13 protein-coding genes are annotated in these 17837 nt (G+C 68.2%); 5 read left to right on the forward strand and 8 right to left on the reverse strand.

Features of this window, described 5'->3' with window-relative positions; translation table 11 throughout:
- The first annotated feature begins 205 nt into the window (after positions 1-205).
- Positions 206-1675, forward strand: a complete 1470-nt coding sequence (locus NBY65_RS12890; protein ID WP_250265671.1) for an oligosaccharide flippase family protein — start codon at positions 206-208, stop codon at positions 1673-1675.
- A 20-nt stretch (positions 1676-1695) separates the two neighbouring features.
- Here NBY65_RS12890 and garD read toward each other — a convergent pair whose 3' ends face one another.
- The 5 genes from garD to NBY65_RS12915 all read right to left on the reverse strand — a co-directional run bounded on the left by garD (position 1696) and on the right by NBY65_RS12915 (position 7867).
- Entirely contained in the window at positions 1696-3240 is a 1545-nt protein-coding gene (garD, locus tag NBY65_RS12895) for a galactarate dehydratase (protein WP_150040377.1), read from the reverse strand.
- Between the two features lie 65 nt (positions 3241-3305).
- Positions 3306-4775 carry a pyruvate kinase gene (gene pyk, locus NBY65_RS12900; protein WP_150040376.1) on the reverse strand — a complete coding sequence of 490 codons (1470 nt, stop codon included), beginning with the start codon at positions 4773-4775 and terminating at the stop codon, positions 3306-3308.
- Positions 4776-4815: 40 nt separating this feature from the next.
- A complete protein-coding gene (locus NBY65_RS12905) occupies positions 4816-6078 on the reverse strand; it encodes a glycerate kinase type-2 family protein (RefSeq protein ID WP_150040375.1) in 1263 nt (420 codons plus the stop codon).
- A gap of 44 nt (positions 6079-6122) precedes the next feature.
- Complete coding sequence (gene glxR / locus NBY65_RS12910; RefSeq protein WP_150040374.1) at positions 6123-7016, reverse strand: 2-hydroxy-3-oxopropionate reductase; 894 nt, start codon at positions 7014-7016, stop codon at positions 6123-6125.
- A 38-nt stretch (positions 7017-7054) separates the two neighbouring features.
- Positions 7055-7867 carry an aldolase/citrate lyase family protein gene (locus NBY65_RS12915; RefSeq protein ID WP_150040373.1) on the reverse strand — a complete coding sequence of 271 codons (813 nt, stop codon included), beginning with the start codon at positions 7865-7867 and terminating at the stop codon, positions 7055-7057.
- Positions 7868-7987: 120 nt separating this feature from the next.
- On the opposite strand from NBY65_RS12915, the gene NBY65_RS12920 reads away from it, so the two are divergent.
- From NBY65_RS12920 to gudD, 4 genes are all read left to right on the forward strand, one after another.
- The gene (locus NBY65_RS12920) at positions 7988-8893 is read left to right on the forward strand and encodes a LysR family transcriptional regulator (RefSeq protein ID WP_150040372.1); all 906 of its coding nucleotides are present in this window, start codon (positions 7988-7990) and stop codon (positions 8891-8893) included.
- A gap of 377 nt (positions 8894-9270) precedes the next feature.
- A complete protein-coding gene (locus NBY65_RS12925) occupies positions 9271-10623 on the forward strand; it encodes an MFS transporter (protein WP_150040371.1) in 1353 nt (450 codons plus the stop codon).
- An 80-nt stretch (positions 10624-10703) separates the two neighbouring features.
- The gene (locus NBY65_RS12930) at positions 10704-12113 is read left to right on the forward strand and encodes an enolase C-terminal domain-like protein (RefSeq protein WP_150040370.1); all 1410 of its coding nucleotides are present in this window, start codon (positions 10704-10706) and stop codon (positions 12111-12113) included.
- A 13-nt stretch (positions 12114-12126) separates the two neighbouring features.
- Positions 12127-13461 carry a glucarate dehydratase gene (gudD, locus tag NBY65_RS12935; RefSeq protein WP_150040369.1) on the forward strand — a complete coding sequence of 445 codons (1335 nt, stop codon included), beginning with the start codon at positions 12127-12129 and terminating at the stop codon, positions 13459-13461.
- A gap of 163 nt (positions 13462-13624) precedes the next feature.
- Here gudD and torA read toward each other — a convergent pair whose 3' ends face one another.
- The 3 genes from torA to NBY65_RS12950 are packed head-to-tail and all read right to left on the reverse strand — an operon-like array spanning position 13625 to position 17837.
- The gene (torA, locus tag NBY65_RS12940) at positions 13625-16093 is read right to left on the reverse strand and encodes a trimethylamine-N-oxide reductase TorA (RefSeq protein ID WP_150040368.1); all 2469 of its coding nucleotides are present in this window, start codon (positions 16091-16093) and stop codon (positions 13625-13627) included.
- Positions 16090-16725: a molecular chaperone TorD family protein gene (locus tag NBY65_RS12945; protein ID WP_150040367.1), complete on the reverse strand. Its 636-nt coding sequence runs from the start codon at positions 16723-16725 to the stop codon at positions 16090-16092. The genes torA and NBY65_RS12945 overlap by 4 nt, the downstream gene beginning before the upstream one ends.
- 14 nt (positions 16726-16739) lie before the next feature.
- Entirely contained in the window at positions 16740-17837 is a 1098-nt protein-coding gene (locus NBY65_RS12950; RefSeq protein WP_150040366.1) for a NapC/NirT family cytochrome c, read from the reverse strand.

Genomic DNA, 17837 nt, shown 5'->3' on the forward strand with positions numbered 1-17837 from the left:
CTGCGTGCATCTGGTGCGTCGTAATAATCTCGCAGATTTTATAACGATAAAATAGCGTTTTGGAATTTTTTGTTTACATAAAAACAATATTCGTATTGGTTGAAATGCGTCCCCGGGGACGTCTGTCGGACAATCATGATGCCGACACGGTCGGTCCGGTCGGTCCGGAACCACGGCCGGGTCATGCCCGGAGTGAGGATCGTCGATGCAACTGCGCCGTGCCCTGCTGATCAGCACTGCCGACCGCTATGTCGGCATGGTGGTGAACTTCGCCCAGCTCGCCATCATCGCCCGCCTGATGACGCCGGATGAATTCGGTGTTGCCGTCATCGGCACCGCCATCACGTCCATTGCCATCGCGGTACGGGAATTCGCGTCCCAGGTCTATCTGATCAACCGTCCCCGGCTCAGCCTGACGACGATCCGGGCCTGCTTCACATTGATGATGCTGACGACGCTGCTGATCGTGGCGGTGATCCTGGCAATGGCCCCCTGGATGGAGGCCTGGTACGACCGGCCCGGCCTTGCCCTGTATCTTGGCCTCATTGGCGTCGCCCTGCTGCTGGAACCCTTCTCGCAGATGATCGTGGGGCTGCTGCGCCGTGATCTTGCCTTTGGCAAGGTGGCGGTCGTGAACATCGTCAATGTCGTGGTGAATGCCGCCATGCTGGTGGTCCTGGTGGGCCACGGGGTGGGTTTCACCGCCTTCGGCTGGGCCTGGGTCGCCTGTGCCCTGGCGAGCGTGCTGGTGGCCATCGCATTGCGGCCGGACCTGTCGGTGTTCCGCCCCAGCCTGCGCGGCCTGCGGGATGCCGTGCGTTTCGGCGCCTATAACGGCGCCGCCGCCTTGCTCTATCGCGTCTACGAAGCGGGACCTTTGTTCGCGCTGGGGCAGATGCTCAGCTTCAACGAACTGGGGCTGTTCTACCGGACGCTGACCCTCGCGCAGTTGCCGGACAAGGTCGTCCTGAGCGGCGTGACGGCCGTGGCGCTGCCGGCCTTTTCCCAGGCGGCCCGCGAAGGCCGCGATCTGACCACCGCATACCTGCGCGCGGTGACGCTGATCACGGCCGTGCAATGGCCGGCCCTGGCCTGCATGGCGACCATGGCGGAAGGGGTGGTGCATGTCGTGCTCGGCGACACCTGGATGGCGGTGGCGCCCTTGCTCCGCATCATGGCCGTCGCCTCGCTGTTCGCCTTCACCAGCGAGCTGAACTATCCGGTGCTGGTCGCCACCGGCGCCATGCGCCAGAACCTCCGGCGGGCCTTGATTGCCTGGCCCGGTTCGGCGGCCATCATCATGGGCTTCGCCGTGTTCGGCCTGCACGCCGTGGTGCTGAGCTTCCTGGTCGTCATTCCATTCCAGGCACTGGTCTCCGTGCTGGCGGTGCGCCACAGCCTGTCCCTGTCGACGCGCAAGCTGTTCGGTGCCGTCGGCCGCAGTGCGGTGGTGACGGGGATCACCGTGCTGGGGCCGCTCACGGTGATGGCCCTGCAGCCGACCCATACGGTGATGTCACCCTGGGCCCTCTTCGTTTCCCTGCTGCTGGCGATGCTGGCCTGGCTGGCGGCGTTGCGGTTGACCCGCCATCCGGCCTGGCAGGAAATCCTGCGGCTGCTGCCGGCACGTGCCCCGGCCGGCCGTCTGGTGGCCGTTGCCGGGGCACGAGACTGACGCAGGTCGCCGGCCCTGCCTCAGGTCACCGGGCCGGGGTTGAACAGCGTCAGCGCGTTGCGCAGGCCCCACTGGTCGGACCAGGTCTGCTTGCGGCCGCTGGCGACGTCGAGGATCAGGTGGAACAGTTCCCAGCCGACCTCTTCGATGGTTGCCTCGCCGGTGGCGATGCGGCCGGCATCGATATCCATCAGGTCGTGCCAGCGCGCGCTCAGGGCCTTGCGGGTGGCCATCTTGATCACCGGGGCGGCGGCGAGGCCATAGGGCGTGCCGCGGCCGGTGGTGAACACCTGCAGGGTCATGCCCGAGGCCAGTTGCAGCGTGCCGCAGATGAAGTCGCTGGCCGGGGTGGCGGCGAAGATCAGCCCCTTGCGGTCCACCTGCTCGCCGGGCGCGAGCACGCCGGCGATGGCGCTGCTGCCCGACTTCGCCACCGAGCCGAGCGCCTTTTCGACAATGTTGGCGAGCCCGCCGCGCTTGTTGCCCGGCGTGGTGTTGGCGCTGCGGTCGGAGGCGCCTTCCTGCAGGTAATCATCGTACCACGCCATTTCCCGCACCAAGGCGCGGCCGACCTCCTCGTCCGCCGCGCGCGGCGTGAGCAGGTGGATGGCGTCGCGCACTTCGGTAACTTCGGAGAACATCACCGTGGCGCCGGCGCGCACCAGCAGGTCGGTGGCGAAGCCGACCGCGGGGTTGGCGGTGACGCCGGAGAAGGCGTCGCTGCCGCCGCATTGCATCCCGACGACCAGGTCGGCGGCGGGGCAGGTGGTGCGGGTGCGGCGATTCAGCTCCGCCAGTCGCTTTTCCGCCATCTCCATGATCGAGGCGAGCATGGCGCCGAAGCCGACATGGCTTTCGTCCTGCAGCCGGACGATGCTGTCGGTGTTGCCGGGGCCGGGCGCCGGGCGATCATCCGACAGCACCCATTCGGGGAACATCTTCTCGCAGCCGAGGCCCACCACCATCGGCGCGCCGCCGAAATTCGGGTTGCGGGCGATGTTGCGCACCGTACGGATCGGCACCGCGGCGCCGGGGGCATTGATCGCCACGCCACAGCCATAGGTGTGAGTCAGCGCCACCACGTCGTCCACGTTGGGGAAGCGCGGCAGCAACTCCGTGCGGATGCGCTGCGCCGCGTACTCGACCACGCCGGCCACGCATTGCACGCTGGTGCTGATGCCCAGCAGGTTGCGGGTGCCGACGCTGCCATCGGCATTGCGGTAGCCCTCGAAGGTATAGCCTTCCAGCGGCGGCTGCGGCGGCGGGACGGCGGTGGCGAGCGGCAATTCATCGAGACGCGGCGCCGGTGGCAGGCGGACCAGCGATTCCTCGATCCAGCTGCCGCGCGGCACCGGGCGTTGCGCATGGCCAATCACCTCGCCGTAGCGGCGGATCGGCTCACCTTCCGCGAGATCGACCAGGTTGACCTTGTGGCCCTGCGGCACGTGCTCGCGCAGCGTCAGCCCGGAGGGGAATTCGGTCCCCGCCGGCAGGCCGTTCGCGTTGACGACGATGGCGACGTTGTCGTCCGGGTGGACCTGGATGGTGAGCGGCGTCTCGGCCATGTTCCTGTTTCCTTTCTTGCCGGCCCCCTGGCCCGCGCAGCGACGGGCCGGGCTGCCGGATGGCTTCAGGCTGCTGCTGCTGCTGCGGCGGCGGTGCCGGGGCGGGCGCAGCGGGTGACGCGCAGGGCGTTGGTGGATCCGGCCACGCCGAAGGGCTGGCCGGCGATCACCACCACGTCCTCGTCCGGCGCGGCAAAGCCGTACTGCATCGCCACGCGCCCGGCTTCCTCCACGGTGGCGTCGGGCCGGCAGGGCTCCGGCAGCAGCGCGGCATGCACGCCCCACACCACGGCGAGGCGCCGCGCCGTCTCGACCGAGGGCGTCAGGCCCAGGATCGGCGCCTCCGGGCGTTCGCGCGCGGCGCGCAGACCGGTGCCGCCCGAGGTGGTGAAGGCGCAGATGGCACGCGCGCCGAGCGTCCCGGCGACCTGGCGGGCGGCGGCGGCGATCGCATCGGCGGCCGAGCGCTCCGGGGCGGGGCGGGAAGCCTCGACGATGTTGCGCCAGAGCGGATCCTGCTCCATCCGGGCAATGATGCGGTCCATGATGTTGACCGCCTCGTAGGGGAACTGGCCGGACGCCGTCTCGGCCGAGAGCATCACCGCGTCGGCGCCGTCGAGCACCGCCGTGGCGACGTCGGAGGCCTCCGCGCGGGTGGGGGCGGGGGCCGCGATCATGCTCTCCAGCATCTGGGTCGCCACCACCACCGGCTTGCCGGCGGCGCGGGCGGTGCGGACGATGCGCTTCTGCAACAGGGGTACTTCCTCGGGCGGCATCTCCACGCCGAGGTCGCCGCGTGCCACCATCACGCAGTCGGCCAGGGCGACCACCGCGTCGAGGTTCTCGATCGCCTGCGGCTTCTCGATCTTGGCCATGATCCAGGCGCGGCCATTGGCGATGGCGCGGGCCTCGGCCACGTCCTCGGGGCGCTGCACGAAGGACAGGCCGATATAATCGACGCCGTGTTCCAGCGCGAAGGCGAGGTCCTGGCGATCCTTGGCGGTCAGCGCCGGAATCGCCAACGGCACGTCCGGCACGTTCACGCCCTTGCGGTCCGAAAGCGGGCCGCCGACCACGACCTCGGTGACCAGGTGATCGGTACGGGTGTGCAGCACGCGCAGGCGCAGCTTGCCGTCATCGAGCAGCAGCGTGGTGCCGATCCGCGCCGCTTCCAGGATTTCCGGATGCGGCAGCTCCACCCGGTCGGCATCGCCGGGGGTGGGGTCGCGGTCGAGGCGAAAGCGCTGGCCGGTCTGCAGGTGGACGCGGCCGGCGGCGAAGCGGCCGATGCGCAGCTTCGGGCCCTGCACGTCGGCGAGGATGCCGATCGGCCGGCCAAGCCGGCGTTCCAGGTCCCGGATTGCGGCGATGCGGGCGGCATGGTCGGCATGGGTGCCGTGGCTGAAATTCAGCCGGAACACGTCGGCCCCGGCGCGGTACAGCCGCTCGATGGTCTCCGGGGTCGAGGAGGCCGGGCCGAGCGTGGCGATGATCTTGGTGCGACGGCTACGGCGGATCCTCGGGGCGGGCGGCATCGGTGGTGTCCTTGCGACGGCGGGGCCGGGGGCGGTGCGGTCAGGTGATCAGCACCGCGCGGAAATCGTTGACGTTGGTGAGGGTGGGGCCGGTGACGATGCGGTCGTCCAGGGCCTGGAAGAAGCTGTGGGCGTCGTTGTCGGCCAGGGCCGCGCGGGCATCGAGGCCGAGCGCCCGCGCCCGCGCCAGCGTGTCGGGCGTGACCAGCGCGCCGGCGGCGTCGTCGGCCCCGTCGATGCCGTCGGTGTCGCCGGCGATCGCCCAGATGCGCGGCGCCCCGCCAAGCTCGATCGCCAGCGAGAGCAGGAATTCGACATTGCGCCCGCCGCGGCCCTGGCCACGCACGGTGACCGTGGTTTCCCCGCCCGAGAGCAGCACGCAGGGCGCGCCGGCCGGCTGGCCGTGGCGTTCCACCTGCCGGGCGATGCCGGCCATCACGCGGGCGACCTCGCGGGATTCGCCCTCGATCGCATCGCCGAGGATCACCGGGGTGATACCGGCTTCGCGGGCGACGGCGGCGGCGGTTTCCAGCGAGCGCTGCGGTGTTGCGATCAGCACCGTCTGCGCGCGCGCCAGCCGGGGATCGCCGGGCTTGGGGGTTTCCTCGGCGGCCGCGTCCAGGTGGCGGCGCACCGCCTCGGGCGGGGTGATGCCGTAGCGGGCGAGGATGGCGCGGGCATCGGCGAAGCTGCTGGGATCGGGCACGGTCGGGCCGGAGGCGATGACCGCGGGATCGTCGCCGGGCACATCGGAGATCAGCAGGGCGACGCAGCGCGCCGGGGCGGTGGCGGCGGCGAGCCGGCCGCCCTTGATGGCGGAGAGATGTCGGCGGACCACGTTCATCTCGTGGATGGTGGCCCCCGAGCGCAGCAGTGCGCGGTTGACCTCCTGCTTGTCGGCGAGCGTCAGGCCGGGGGCGGGCAGGGCCAGCAGCGACGAGCCGCCGCCCGAGATCAGGGCGATGACGAGATCGTCCTCGGTCAGGCCCTGCACTATTTCCAGGATACGCCGCGCCGCCTGCTCGCCGGCGGCGTCGGGCACCGGGTGGGCGGCCTCGACGATCTCGATGCGGCGGCAGGGCACTGCATGGCCGTAGCGGGTGACGACCAGCCCTTCCAGCGGGCCGGTCCAGTGCGCTTCCAGGGCCGCGGCCATCGCCGCCGAGGCCTTGCCGGCCCCGATGACGATGGTGCGCCCGATGGGCGGTTCAGGCAGGTAAGGCGGCAGGCAGAGGCTCGGATCGGCGGCCCGGACCGCTTCGGTGAACATCACGCGCAGCAGGTCGGCTGGTGTTTCAGGCATGGATCCGTTCCCTCCGTGGCTGTCGCCTTGTTGTTTAGCCTTGTTCAGCCCTGCTTGCTGCCGATTTCGTGATCGGCGAGCAGCTCCAGCGCCCGCACCATGGCGGAATGATCCCACTTGCTGCCGCCGCGGGCGGCGCAGGCGTTGAACAGCTCCTGGCAGGTGGCGGTGTTGGGCAGGCTGATCTGCAATGACTTCGCCCCCTGCAGCGCCAGGTTCAGGTCCTTCTGGTGCAGCTCGATGCGGAAGCCCGGATCGAACTTGCGGTCCACCATGCGCTGGCCATGCACTTCCAGGATGCGCGAGGACGCGAAGCCGCCCATCAGCGCCTTGCGCACGCGTGCCGGATCGGCACCGGCCTTGGAGGCGAACAGCAGGGCCTCGCCTACCGCCTCGATGGTCAGCGCCACGATGATCTGGTTGGCGACCTTGGTGGTCTGGCCGTCGCCGGTGCCGCCGACCAGGGTGACGTTCTTCCCCATCTTCTCGAACAGCGGCTTCACCTTCTCGAACGCCGCGTCCGGGCCGCCGACCATGATGGTCAGCGACGCCTCCCTGGCGCCGACCTCGCCGCCGGAGACCGGCGCGTCGAGGTAGTCGCAGCCCAGCGCATTGATCTTCTCGGCGAACGCCTTGGTGGCGATCGGCGAGATCGAGCTCATATCCACAACGATCTTGCCGGGGGTCAGGCCCTCGGCGATGCCGCCCTTGCCGAACAGCGCCGCCTCGACATGCGGGGTGTCAGGCACCATGGTGATGATGATCTCGGCCTGCTGCGCGACCTCCGCGCCGGAGGCGCAGGCGACCGCGCCGCCGTCGAGCAGAGTCTGCGGCAATTGGCCGATGTCGTAGAGGAACAGGGTGTGACCCGCTGCCTGCAGATGGGCCGCCATGGGCCGCCCCATGATGCCGAGGCCGATGAAGCCGACGTTGCTCATGCGTCCAGTGTCTCCTGTTGCCTTGTTGCGGGGGCGGGTCAGACCGCGACCCGGATCTTCGGCTCGCCGATGGCTTCCCGCATGCGGGCGACGAGGTTGGTGCTGCCGGCCGAAAGAATGCCGACATCGCTGCCGATGGCGACGTAGGTGAAGCCCATCTCGAAATAACGCCGCGCATCGGCCTCGACCGGGGCGAGGATGCCGATCGGCTTGCCCACCGCCTTGGCGCGGGCGCAGGCATCGGCAATGGCAGCCTGCACCTCCGGGTGCGCGGCATTGCCGAGATGGCCGAAATCGGCGGCAAGGTCGGAGGGGCCGATGAACACCCCGTCGATGCCATCGACCGCGGCGATGTCCTCCAGCGCGGCCAGGGCCGTGCGGGTTTCCATCTGCACCAGCACGCAGATCTGCTCCTGCGCCGTGTGCAGGTAGTTGGGCACGCGGCCGAAGCGGTTGGCGCGGTGGGAGACCGACACGCCGCGGATGCCGTGCGGCGGGTAGCGGGTGGCGGCGACGGCGGCCTTGGCTTCCTCGGCCGACTGCACGAACGGCACCAGCAGGCTGCGCGCGCCGATGTCGAGCAGGCGTTTCATCAGCACCGCGTCGTTCCAGGCGACACGGACCACCGGCTCGGCGCTGCCGGTGGCCAGCCCCTGCAATTGCGACAACACGTCGACGGTATCGCTCGGGGCGTGTTCGGTATCGACCACGATCCAGTCGTAGCCGGCATAGGCCAGCACTTCCGCCACCACGTTGCTGCACAGGCTGCTCCACAGCCCGATCTGGCGACGGTTTTCGCGGAGCGCGGCTTTCAGTGCGTTCGGGGGGATACTGGTGACAGGTCCGGACATCGGGGTGGCCCCTCTCGTTGCTGCGACGGCTTGCGCAGTCTCCTCGCCACCAATCGGTAGCGCTCGCATCCATCGCCGTCTAAGCTAAACACGGCATTGATCGATCCAAGAACGGCATAGATGTTCGAACTGAGCCAATTGCGCTGCTTCGTCGCCGTCGCCGAGGAACTGCATTTCGGCCGTGCTGCCGCGCGGCTGCACATGACCCAGCCGCCGCTGAGCCGGCAGGTGCAGTTGCTCGAACATGCGCTCGACATCGTGCTGCTCGAACGCACCAGCCGTTCGGTGCGGCTGACGCCGGCGGGGCGCGCCTTCCTGCCGGAAGCACGGCGGATCCTGCAACTCGCCGACGGCGCCGGCCTCGCCGCCAAGCGGGTGGCGCGGGGGGAGGCGGGGTCGATTGCGCTCGGCTGCACCGCGGCGGCCAGCTATTCGCTGGTGCCGCGGCTGATCGCCTTCGCCAATGCGGATCTGCCGGGCATCGACGTGGTGCTGAAGGAAATGGTCACCGCCGACCAGATGGAGGCGCTGGCATCCGGCCGGCTTGACCTCGGGCTGGTGCGCCAGCCCTTCGACCGGCGGCTGGTGGAGGCGGTGTGCGTGCAGCGCGAGCCGCTGCTGCTCGCGGTGCCGCGCGGGCATCCCCTGGCCGAGGGGCCGGAGCCCAGCTTCGCCGATCTCGACCAGCAGAAGCTGGCGATGTGGTCGCCGGTGCAGGCGCGCTACTTCTACGACCTGATCAGCGGGCTCTGCGCCGCCGCCGGGGCGGCACCGCAATATGTGCAGTACGTCAGCCAGGCCCACACCATGCTGGCGCTGGTCAGCGCCGGGCTGGCGCTCGCGGTGGTGCCGGAGGCGGGGCGGGCCTTGCACTTCGAGGGCGTGGTGCTGCGGCCGCTGCATTCGCGACGGCGCGCGCTTGCGGAGCTGCACCTGGTCTGGTGGCGCGAGAACACCAATCCGGCACTGCCGGGGTTCCGGCAGGCCGTGCTGGACCGGTTCGCGCCGAAAGGGCGGGCGCGATGAGCCCGATCCGGTGATCCATCCAAGGATTGGATCGATCAATTCGTTCTTTGGTTTGGACTGTCATCGGTGCCGTCCATAAGGTTTCCTCGCCACCAAATAGGTGCGCCCGTAACCGTCCAGGAGCGAGGCAGAAAAACAAGACGTCGAAGTCAAATTCGCGCAGTGGCTGATAGTAAATCGGCATGCCTGTGCCGGTTATTGACTTTGTCAAAGTAAAAAACCCAAATAACTCTGTTACAAAACGCAAAACAAAAATTAAAACAGGGTTGACCTGGATCAAGTAAACTCTCACAAACTTGTGATATACTAAATCCGACCTGAGAGTCGGCGAAAAATTAAACGCTGCAGCATCTGACGTGCTGCGTGGAGGACCAGACATGCCTTCTGACACGCTGGCCGCGAACTCCATCGCGTCCGCAACCGCCCAGAAAACACGCGTGCGATGGCTGATCGTTACCATGCTGTTCGTGGTGACGGTCATCAATTACGCCGACCGTGCCACGCTCGCCATCGCAGGCCCGGTCATCAGCAAGGACCTGGGGCTGAACGCCGCCCAGATGGGCATCGTCTTCTCGGCCTTCGGCTGGGCCTACGTGATCGGCCAGTTGCCCGGTGGCTGGCTGCTCGATCGCTACGGCTCGAAGGGCGTGTATGCCGCCAGCCTGTTCCTCTGGTCCTTCTTCACGCTCTGCCTCGGCTTCGTCGGCTTCCTCACCGGCGCGGTGGCGGTGTTCACGCTGTTCGCCCTGCGCTTCCTGCTCGGGCTTGCGGAATCGCCGTCCTTCCCCGGCAACAGCCGCATCGTCGCCGCCTGGTTCCCCAAGCACGAGCGTGCCACCGCCTCGGCACTGTTCAATTCCGCGCAGTATTTCGCGACCGTGATCTTTGCTCCGCTGCTGGGCTGGATCACGCATTCCTTCGGTTGGCCCTGGGTGTTCGGCGTGATGGGCGGGCTTGGCATCTCACTCGCGCTGATCTGGCTGAAGCTGGTCTACAGCCCGGCCGACCATCCGTGGGTCAACAAGGCCGAGGTCGACTACATCGCCGCCGGCGGTGGCCTCGTGCACATGGACGATGCCAAGGCGAAGGCCGATCCCGCATCCGGTGCGAAGTGGGACGACATCCGCCAGATGTTCCGCAACCGCATGATGGTCGGCATCTTCATCGGCCAGTTCTGCATCAACGCCATCACCTACTTCTTCATCACCTGGTTCCCGGTCTATCTGGTGCAGGCGCGCGGCATGTCGATCCTGAAGGCCGGGTTCGTCGCCTCGCTGCCCGCCATCTGCGGCTTCCTGGGCGGCATCCTCGGCGGGTTGATGTCCGACTGGATGCTCCGGCGCGGCTATTCCCTTTCGGCCGCGCGCAAGACGCCGATCGTGCTCGGGATGGTCACCTCCGTCTCCATGATCATCTGCAACTATACCGACGTGCAGTGGGTCGTGGTCGGGCTGATGGCACTGGCCTTCTTCGGCAAGGGCATCGGCGCGCTCGGCTGGGCGGTGATGTCGGATGCCGCGCCCAAGGAGATCACCGGCCTCGCCGGCGGTGTCTTCAACATGTGCGGCAATCTTTCCTCCATCTCCACGCCGATCATCATCGGCTACATCATCCAGACCTCCGGGTCCTTCAACGGTGCCCTGGTCTTCGTGGCCGCCAACGCCTTGATCGCCGCCCTCAGCTACCTGGTCATCGTCGGCGAGATCAAGCGCATGGTGCTGGTCCGCTGACCAGCCGCCCCACGGCGGGCCGGCCCGGTGCCCCGGGCCGGCCTTCCGCACGTCACTGCCGCAAAGGACGGAATGACCCCATGAACGACCTGGCAAATAATGCCGGCGCCCGCACGCCTCTCGTCACGGACATGCTCGTTGTCCCGGTCGCCGGCCAGGATTGTATGCTGCTGAACCTGTGTGGCGCGCACGGTCCCTTCTTCACCCGCAACGTGGTGGTGCTGAAGGACAGCGCCGGCAACACCGGCCTCGGCGAGGTCCCGGGCGGGGAGGGGATCCGCGCCACGCTGGAGCGGTCAATCCCGCTGGTGGTCGGCCAGCCGATCGGCAGCTTCAACGCCATCCTCAATGCCATCCGCGCGACGCTGCCCGGCGCGAAGGCGGCGAAACAGACCATCGTCCACCAGGTGACCTCGGAGTCGGAGGCGCGGGTGCTGCGCCAGCCGCACGAGATCAACCTGCGCACCGACAACGTCATCACCGCGGTCGAGGCGGCGCTGCTCGACCTGCTCGGCCAGCACATGGGCGTGCCGGTCTGCGCCCTGCTCGGCACCGGCCAGCAGCGCGGCGCGGCGAAGATGCTCGCCTACCTGTTCTATGTCGGCGACCGCGGCCGCACCGACCTGCCCTATCCCGAAGCGCGCGGCGGCGCTGATGCCTGGGAGCGCGTGCGCACCGAGGCGGCGCTGACCCCGGAGGCCATCGTCCGCCAGGCCGAGGCCGCTACCGCCCGCTACGGGTTTTCCGACTACAAGCTCAAGGGCGGGGTGATGCCCGGCGAAGACGAGATGCAGGCGGTGCTCGCCCTGCACCGGCGCTTCCCGGAAGGGCGGGTGACGCTTGACCCGAACGGCGCCTGGACGCTCGCCGAGGCGATCGAACTGGGCCGCGCCTACGGCCACGCCATGGCCTATGCCGAGGACCCGTGCGGCCCCGAGGCCGGCTATTCCGGCCGCGAGGTGATGGCCGAGTTCCGTCGTGCCACCGGCATCCCGACCGCGACCAACATGATCGCCACCGACTGGCGCCAGCTCGGCCATTCGCTGTCGCTGCAGTCGGTGGACATCCCGCTTGCCGATCCGCATTTCTGGACGTTGCAGGGCTCGGTGCGGGTGGCGCAGCTCTGCGAGGCGGTCGGCCTGACCTGGGGTTCGCATTCCAACAACCATTTCGACATCTCGCTGGCGATGTTCACCCATTGCGCCGCCGCCGCGCCGGGGGACATCACCGCCATCGACACGCACTGGATCTGGCAAGAGGGCAACGAGCGCCTGACCCGCGAACCGCTGCAGATCGTGGGTGGCAGCGTCGCGGTGCCGGACCGGCCGGGCCTGGGCATCGAGATCGACATGGACCGGCTGCAGAAGGCCCACGAGGTCTACAAGAAGATCGGCACCGGCGCCCGCGACGACGCCATGGCCATGCAATACCTGCTGCCTGGCTGGACCTATGACCCAAAGCGCCCCGCCTTTGGCCGCAAGGCCGCCTGAAGGGAGGACCCAGATGTCCCGTTCCGATACCCCCGTCGTCACCGAGATGCGCGTCGTGCCCGTGGCCGGGCATGACAGCATGCTGCTCAATCTCTCCGGCGCGCACGGTCCCTTCTTCACCCGCAACGTGCTGCTGCTGCGCGACAATGCCGGCCGCACCGGCGTGGGCGAGGTGCCCGGCGGCGAGAAGATCCGCCAGACGCTGGAAGATGCCCGCGCGCTGGTGATCGGCAAGCCGATCGGCAACTACAAGAACGTGCTCAATGCCGTGCGCGGCCGCTTTGCCGACCGCGATGCCGGTGGACGCGGCCTGCAGACCTTCGACCTGCGCACCACCATCCATGTGGTGACCGCGATCGAGGCAGCGCTGCTCGACCTGCTCGGCCAGTATCTCGACGTGCCGGTGGCGGCGCTGCTCGGTGACGGCCAGCAGCGCGACGCCGTGGAGATGCTGGGCTACCTGTTCTATGTCGGTGACCGCGCCCGTACCGATCTGCCTTACCTCGCCGAGCCCGACGCGAAGGATGACTGGTTCCGCCTGCGCCGCGAGGCCGCGCTGACGCCGGAAGGGGTCGTGCGCCTCGCCGAAGCCGCGCATGCCCACTATGGCTTCAACGACTTCAAGCTGAAGGGCGGTGTGTTCAGCGGCGCCGAGGAGATCGAGGCGATCGCGGCACTGGCGGCCCGCTTCCCGCAGGCGCGCATCACCCTCGATCCCAACGGCGCCTGGTCACTGGCCGAGGCGATCTCGCTGTGCAAGGGGCGGCACGACATCCTGGCCTATGCCGAGGACCCGTGCGGCGCCGAGCAGGGCTATTCCGGCCGCGAGGTGATGGCCGAGTTCCGCCGTGCCACCGGCCTGCCGACCGCCACCAACATGATCGCCACCGACTGGCGGCAGATGGGCCACGCGATCTCGCTGCAGTCGGTCGATATCCCACTGGCCGACCCGCATTTCTGGACCATGCAGGGCTCGGTGCGGGTGGCGCAGATGTGCCATGAGTGGGGCCTGACCTGGGGCTCGCACTCCAACAACCATTTCGACATCTCGCTGGCGATGTTCACCCATGTCGCGGCGGCGGCGCCGGGCAAGATCACGGCGATCGACACGCACTGGATCTGGCAGGACGGCCAGCACCTGACGCGTGACCCGCTGAAGATCGTCGGCGGGATGGTGAAGGTGCCGGAGAAACCGGGCCTCGGCATCGAGGTGAATCTCGATGCACTGGAACAGGCGAACGCGCTGTACAAGCAGCACGGCCTCGGCGCGCGCGACGATGCGGTGGCGATGCAGTACCTGATCCCGGGCTGGAAGTTCGACAACAAGCGCCCCTGCCTGGTGCGCTGATACAGGAAGGCCAGGGCTCTGCCCTGGACCCGGCAGGGGCCACAAGGCCCCTGCACCCCCATAGCGCTGCGCGGCAAGGAATGGGTTCCAAGGGCCTTGTGGCCCTTGGTGGAGGTCCAGGAGGCAAAGCCTCCTGGTCGGGTTCGGGGCGAAGCCCCGACGGTCAGCCCGCCCGCGCCGGTGCCGTGAACACCGTCACTTCCGGCGGCATGCCCTGGAATTTCTCGACCTCCGCCATCGTCGTACAGGCCGACGTTGCCTGTGACAGCCGCGAGGTCCCGATATCGGGCGTGAGCACGTTCGGGTCGCCGAACTTGCACAGTGTGTCCGGCTTGCCGGGGTCAAGCGGATCGTACCACGCGCCTTCCTGCAGCCGCAGCACGCCGGGGCGGATATCCTCGGTCACCACGGCGCCGGCGAGGCACTGGCCGCGGTCGTTGAACACCCGCACCGTGTCGCCATCCTTGATGCCACGGGAGGCGGCATCTGCCGGGTTGATCCAGCAGGGCGAGCGTCCCGCGACCTCGTACAGCTTGCGCACCGCTGCGCTGCCACAGAGCTGTGAATGCAGGCGCAGCTCGGGGTGCGAGGAGTTCACGTGCAGCGGATACTTGCCAGGCCTGCCGAGGCGCTCGACCGGTTCCATCCAGGTCGGGTGCGGCGGGCAGTCCTCGTATTTCATCCGTTCGATGGCGGTTGAGAAAATCTCGATCTTGCCTGAGGGCGTTGGCAACGGGTTGAGCAGCGGGTCCTGCCGGAAGGCGGCGTATTTGATCCATTTCTTCGATGCGGCGGGAACCTCGAATTCCACTACCCCGGCACCGTTCCAGAAGCTGTCGAAATCCGGCATGGGGATGTTCTTCGGCTTCGCCGCGGCCAGCGCGGCGTCGTAGCTCGCGCGGATCCAGTCCATCTCCGATTTGCCTTCGGTGAACGGCTGCTCCACCCCCAGGCGCTTCGCCAGATCCTTGAAGATGTCGTAGTCATTGCGGGCCTCGAACACCGGGTCGATGATCTTGCGCATCGCCATGATCGCGACGCCGGCAGAAGGGCCGACGCGTTCGATGTCGTTGCGTTCCACCGTTGTGGTGGCGGGCAGCACGATGTCCGCCATGCGGGCGCTGGCCGTCCACTGGAAGTCCTGGACGATGAAGGTCTCGAACTTCTTCCACGCCGCCACCTGTCGATTGCGGTCCTGGTGGTGGTGGAACGGGTTGCCGCCAACCCAGTAGGCGAAGCGCACGTCAGGGTATTTGAAGCGCTTGCCGTTGTGCTCGTACTCGCCACCCGGGTTGAGCAGCATGTCGACGATGCGGGCGCAGGGGATCACCTTGGTACCGCGGTCTTCGGTCCAGGGCTTGGTTTCGACGCGCTTGCCGGCCGACATGCCGTTGCCGAGCGGCGGAGCAAGCGACATCGGTGCGCCGCCGCCGTCGATGTGGTAGCGCTGCACGAAGCCACCGCCGGGCAGGCCGATCTGGCCAAGCATGCAGGCCAGGGTGATCAGCATCCAGGGGGCCTGCTCGCCGTGCTGCTGGCGCTGCGTGGCCCAGCCGCCGACCAGCATGGTGCGGTTCTTCGCGAAGCGCCGTGCCAGGTCGCGGATCACCGCCGCCGGGATGCCGCAGATCGCCTCGGCCCATTCGACGCTCTTGGCGATGCCGTCGGACTTGCCGGTCAGGTAGTCGGCGAAGCGATCGAAGCCACGCGTGCAGTCCTTGAGGAACTTGCTGTCGTGCAGGTTCTCGCTTAGCAGTGTGTGGGCGATGCCGATCATCATCGCGACGTCGGTGTGTGGTCGTGGCGCGATCCACTCGGCGTTCAACTTCTTGCAGGCATCGGTGCGCACCGGGTCAATGAAAATCGCCTTCTTGCCCCGCTTCGCCAGCTCGTCGAACCAACCCCAGACCTGATGGTCGGGGATGGCGGCGGAGATGTGGTTGTTGCCGAGCGGGCTGCAGGCCCAGAACACCAGCAACTCGGTGTTCTCGGTCACGGTGCCGTACGCGGTCTGCTGGCCTTCGGCCTCCACCGAGCCGACCACGTAGGGCATGATGCCCTCGAGCGCCGCCTTGGAATAGTTGGACGAGGATTCGACATAGCCGCCGCTGAGATTCAGCAGGCGCTTCAGCATCGTCTGCGGGTTGCCGACGCGCCCGGAGCTGCGCCAGCCATAGCTGCCGCCGAACAGTGCCCAGGGGCCGTGCTCGGCCTGCATGCGACGGATCTCGCCGGCCACCAGGTCGAGCGCCTTGTCCCAGCTCACCCGCACGAAGTCGCCCGTGCCCCGGGTCTCGGGGGCGGCACCGGGACCCTGTTCCAGCCAGGCCCGCCGCACCATCGGGTAGCGGATGCGGGCCGGATTGTAGACGATGTCCTGCACGCCGGCGAGGGTAGGGGAGGGGCGCGGGTCCTTCTCCCAGGGGCGGAGGCTGACGAAGCGGCCGTCCTCGACGCGGGCGTGGAAGGCGCCCCAGTGCGAGCCGCTCAGGATTTCCTGCGGGCCGGCGGCGCGGGCGCGTCCCGGCATTCCGCCGATCGTGGCTGTCGCGCCGAGCGCGGCGGCGGAGACCAGCAGCCGGCGCCGCGTCAGCGCACAGGGGCTGGCGGCCTGGGTATCAGGGATGGTCATGCACCCATTTCCTCATGGACGTGTTCGGATCCGGCACACGCAGCCGCGTCTTCCTGCAGCAGGAAGAGGTGCAGCAGCGTGGCCAGGGCGGCGTAGAAGCCGGGCGGGTCGCAGGTGGTGCACGCCGCGGCGAAGCGTGGCACCCAGCCGAGCAGGCGCTCCCGCAGCGCCGCCACGGCTGTTGCATCGGGATCGGGGGCCGCCAGCAAGGCGGCCATGAGCGACAATTCGATGGCCAGGTGATCCGGCGGCTCGCAGCACTCCGCGGCGACGGCGAGCCCATGCGTGGCCAGCAACGTGGCCATTTCCGCGGTCGGTTCCTGAAACAGCCGTCCGCCCGTGCCGCGCCAGGCGGATTCGCAGGGTGGCACCGTGCCTTGCGGACCACCGGTCCCCAGGAAGAGCCGGCAGAATGCCGCGTTCAACCGGCTGGTCGCCGTCGGGGTATCGGCGAAGCCGGCGAGCACGGTGCAGGCCCGTTGGAGGGGCGGGCGGCAGACTGGGCGCTGCAGCAGTGCCCCGAGGCAACCGAGCCGGCCATCCGCCCTCAGCGCGGCAACGTCTTCCTGTTCCAGCGGCGCAGCAAAGAAGGTGGCAAACCCGGCGAAGAGGTCGGCGCGGGACAGGGACATGGTGCGGCTTCTGCTCAATGCCCCGCGTGCATCTGCAGGTACTTCAACATGAAGCGATACTGCTCGTCGTCGAGCGTGATGTTGTTCTTCATGTCGGCCAGCGCCCCGGTCCACTGGTTGGGCAGGAAGTGGTTGATCGGCGTCAGCCCGTGGCAGGAACTGCAACTGGCCTGGTACATCTCGGCGCCATAGGCCCAGAGACGGTTGATGTCGGAGAACAATCCCTGGCGCTGGACCCACACCGTGAGCGAAACCGGTGTCCAGGTGAGCTCGGTTTCGGGATCCAGCACGGGGGTACCACGCTCCAGCTTCTCGGTGGTTTCATCCGGCATCACGGCGGTCATGATGCGCTGGCCCTTGGCCACGTAGATCAGCCGTTCGGCGCCTTCCTGGGCCCAGCCGCTGACACGCACCTGCACCCAGTCGCCATTGCGCGCCAGCACCTTCACCGGCGAGGCAGGCAGCAGCTTGCCGGCGGACTCTCCATCCTGGGCCGCGGCGGGACGGTCGAGGAAGAACGGTGTGGTGGCCAGCGTGTAGAGATCGTTCGCCCGCGCACCTTCGCTGGCCGCATCGGCGACCAGTTGCTCCCAGGTGGCGCGGTAGCCGCTGGACATGTCAGGCAGCTTGTGGGCGATGCCCTTGTGGCAGGCGATGCAGCTCTCGCCCTTGGCAAGGCCCTTGGTCATCTGGTCGGATTTCGGTCGTTGCTTGTGCGGGTCCATGGCCGACGCGAGGTGACAGGAACGGCACTCACGCGAATCAGTCGCTTCCATCCGGGCCCAGACCTGTTGCGCCATGCGCAGTCGGTTGCGCTCGAACTTCTCCGGCGTGTCGATGGTGCCCAGCGCCTCGTGCCAGACATCCTTCGCCGCCCCCAGCTTGGCCAGCAGCTTCGGTCCGGTCTCGTGCGGCACATGGCAATCCGAGCACACCGCACGCACGCCGGAGGCGTTGCGGAAATGTGGCGAGGCCTGGTACTCGGTATAGGGCGCCTGCATGCTGTGGCAGGAGACGCAGAATTCCAGCGTGCTTGAACGATCGAGCGCCACCGATACGGCACCGCCGGCGGCAAGCGTGCCGGCCACGGCCACGGCGACGAGGGCGATCAT

This window comes from Rhodovastum atsumiense, assembly GCF_937425535.1.
GTDB lineage: Bacteria > Pseudomonadota > Alphaproteobacteria > Acetobacterales > Acetobacteraceae > Rhodovastum > Rhodovastum atsumiense.

Excerpts from the sequence above, each read along its gene's own strand:
- NBY65_RS12915 (WP_150040373.1), bottom strand. The coding sequence starts at position 7,867 with ATGTCCGGACCTGTCACCAGTATCCCCCCGAACGCACTGAAAGCCGCG.
- NBY65_RS12905 (WP_150040375.1), bottom strand. The coding sequence starts at position 6,078 with ATGCCTGAAACACCAGCCGACCTGCTGCGCGTGATGTTCACCGAAGCG.
- NBY65_RS12925 (WP_150040371.1), top strand. The coding sequence starts at position 9,271 with ATGCCTTCTGACACGCTGGCCGCGAACTCCATCGCGTCCGCAACCGCC.
- NBY65_RS12930 (WP_150040370.1), top strand. The coding sequence starts at position 10,704 with ATGAACGACCTGGCAAATAATGCCGGCGCCCGCACGCCTCTCGTCACG.
- NBY65_RS12890 (WP_250265671.1), top strand. The coding sequence starts at position 206 with ATGCAACTGCGCCGTGCCCTGCTGATCAGCACTGCCGACCGCTATGTC.
- NBY65_RS12945 (WP_150040367.1), bottom strand. The coding sequence starts at position 16,725 with ATGTCCCTGTCCCGCGCCGACCTCTTCGCCGGGTTTGCCACCTTCTTT.
- pyk (WP_150040376.1), bottom strand. The coding sequence starts at position 4,775 with ATGCCGCCCGCCCCGAGGATCCGCCGTAGCCGTCGCACCAAGATCATC.
- torA (WP_150040368.1), bottom strand. The coding sequence starts at position 16,093 with ATGACCATCCCTGATACCCAGGCCGCCAGCCCCTGTGCGCTGACGCGG.
- NBY65_RS12950 (WP_150040366.1), bottom strand. The coding sequence starts at position 17,837 with ATGATCGCCCTCGTCGCCGTGGCCGTGGCCGGCACGCTTGCCGCCGGC.
- glxR (WP_150040374.1), bottom strand. The coding sequence starts at position 7,016 with ATGAGCAACGTCGGCTTCATCGGCCTCGGCATCATGGGGCGGCCCATG.
- NBY65_RS12920 (WP_150040372.1), top strand. The coding sequence starts at position 7,988 with ATGTTCGAACTGAGCCAATTGCGCTGCTTCGTCGCCGTCGCCGAGGAA.
- gudD (WP_150040369.1), top strand. The coding sequence starts at position 12,127 with ATGTCCCGTTCCGATACCCCCGTCGTCACCGAGATGCGCGTCGTGCCC.
- garD (WP_150040377.1), bottom strand. The coding sequence starts at position 3,240 with ATGGCCGAGACGCCGCTCACCATCCAGGTCCACCCGGACGACAACGTC.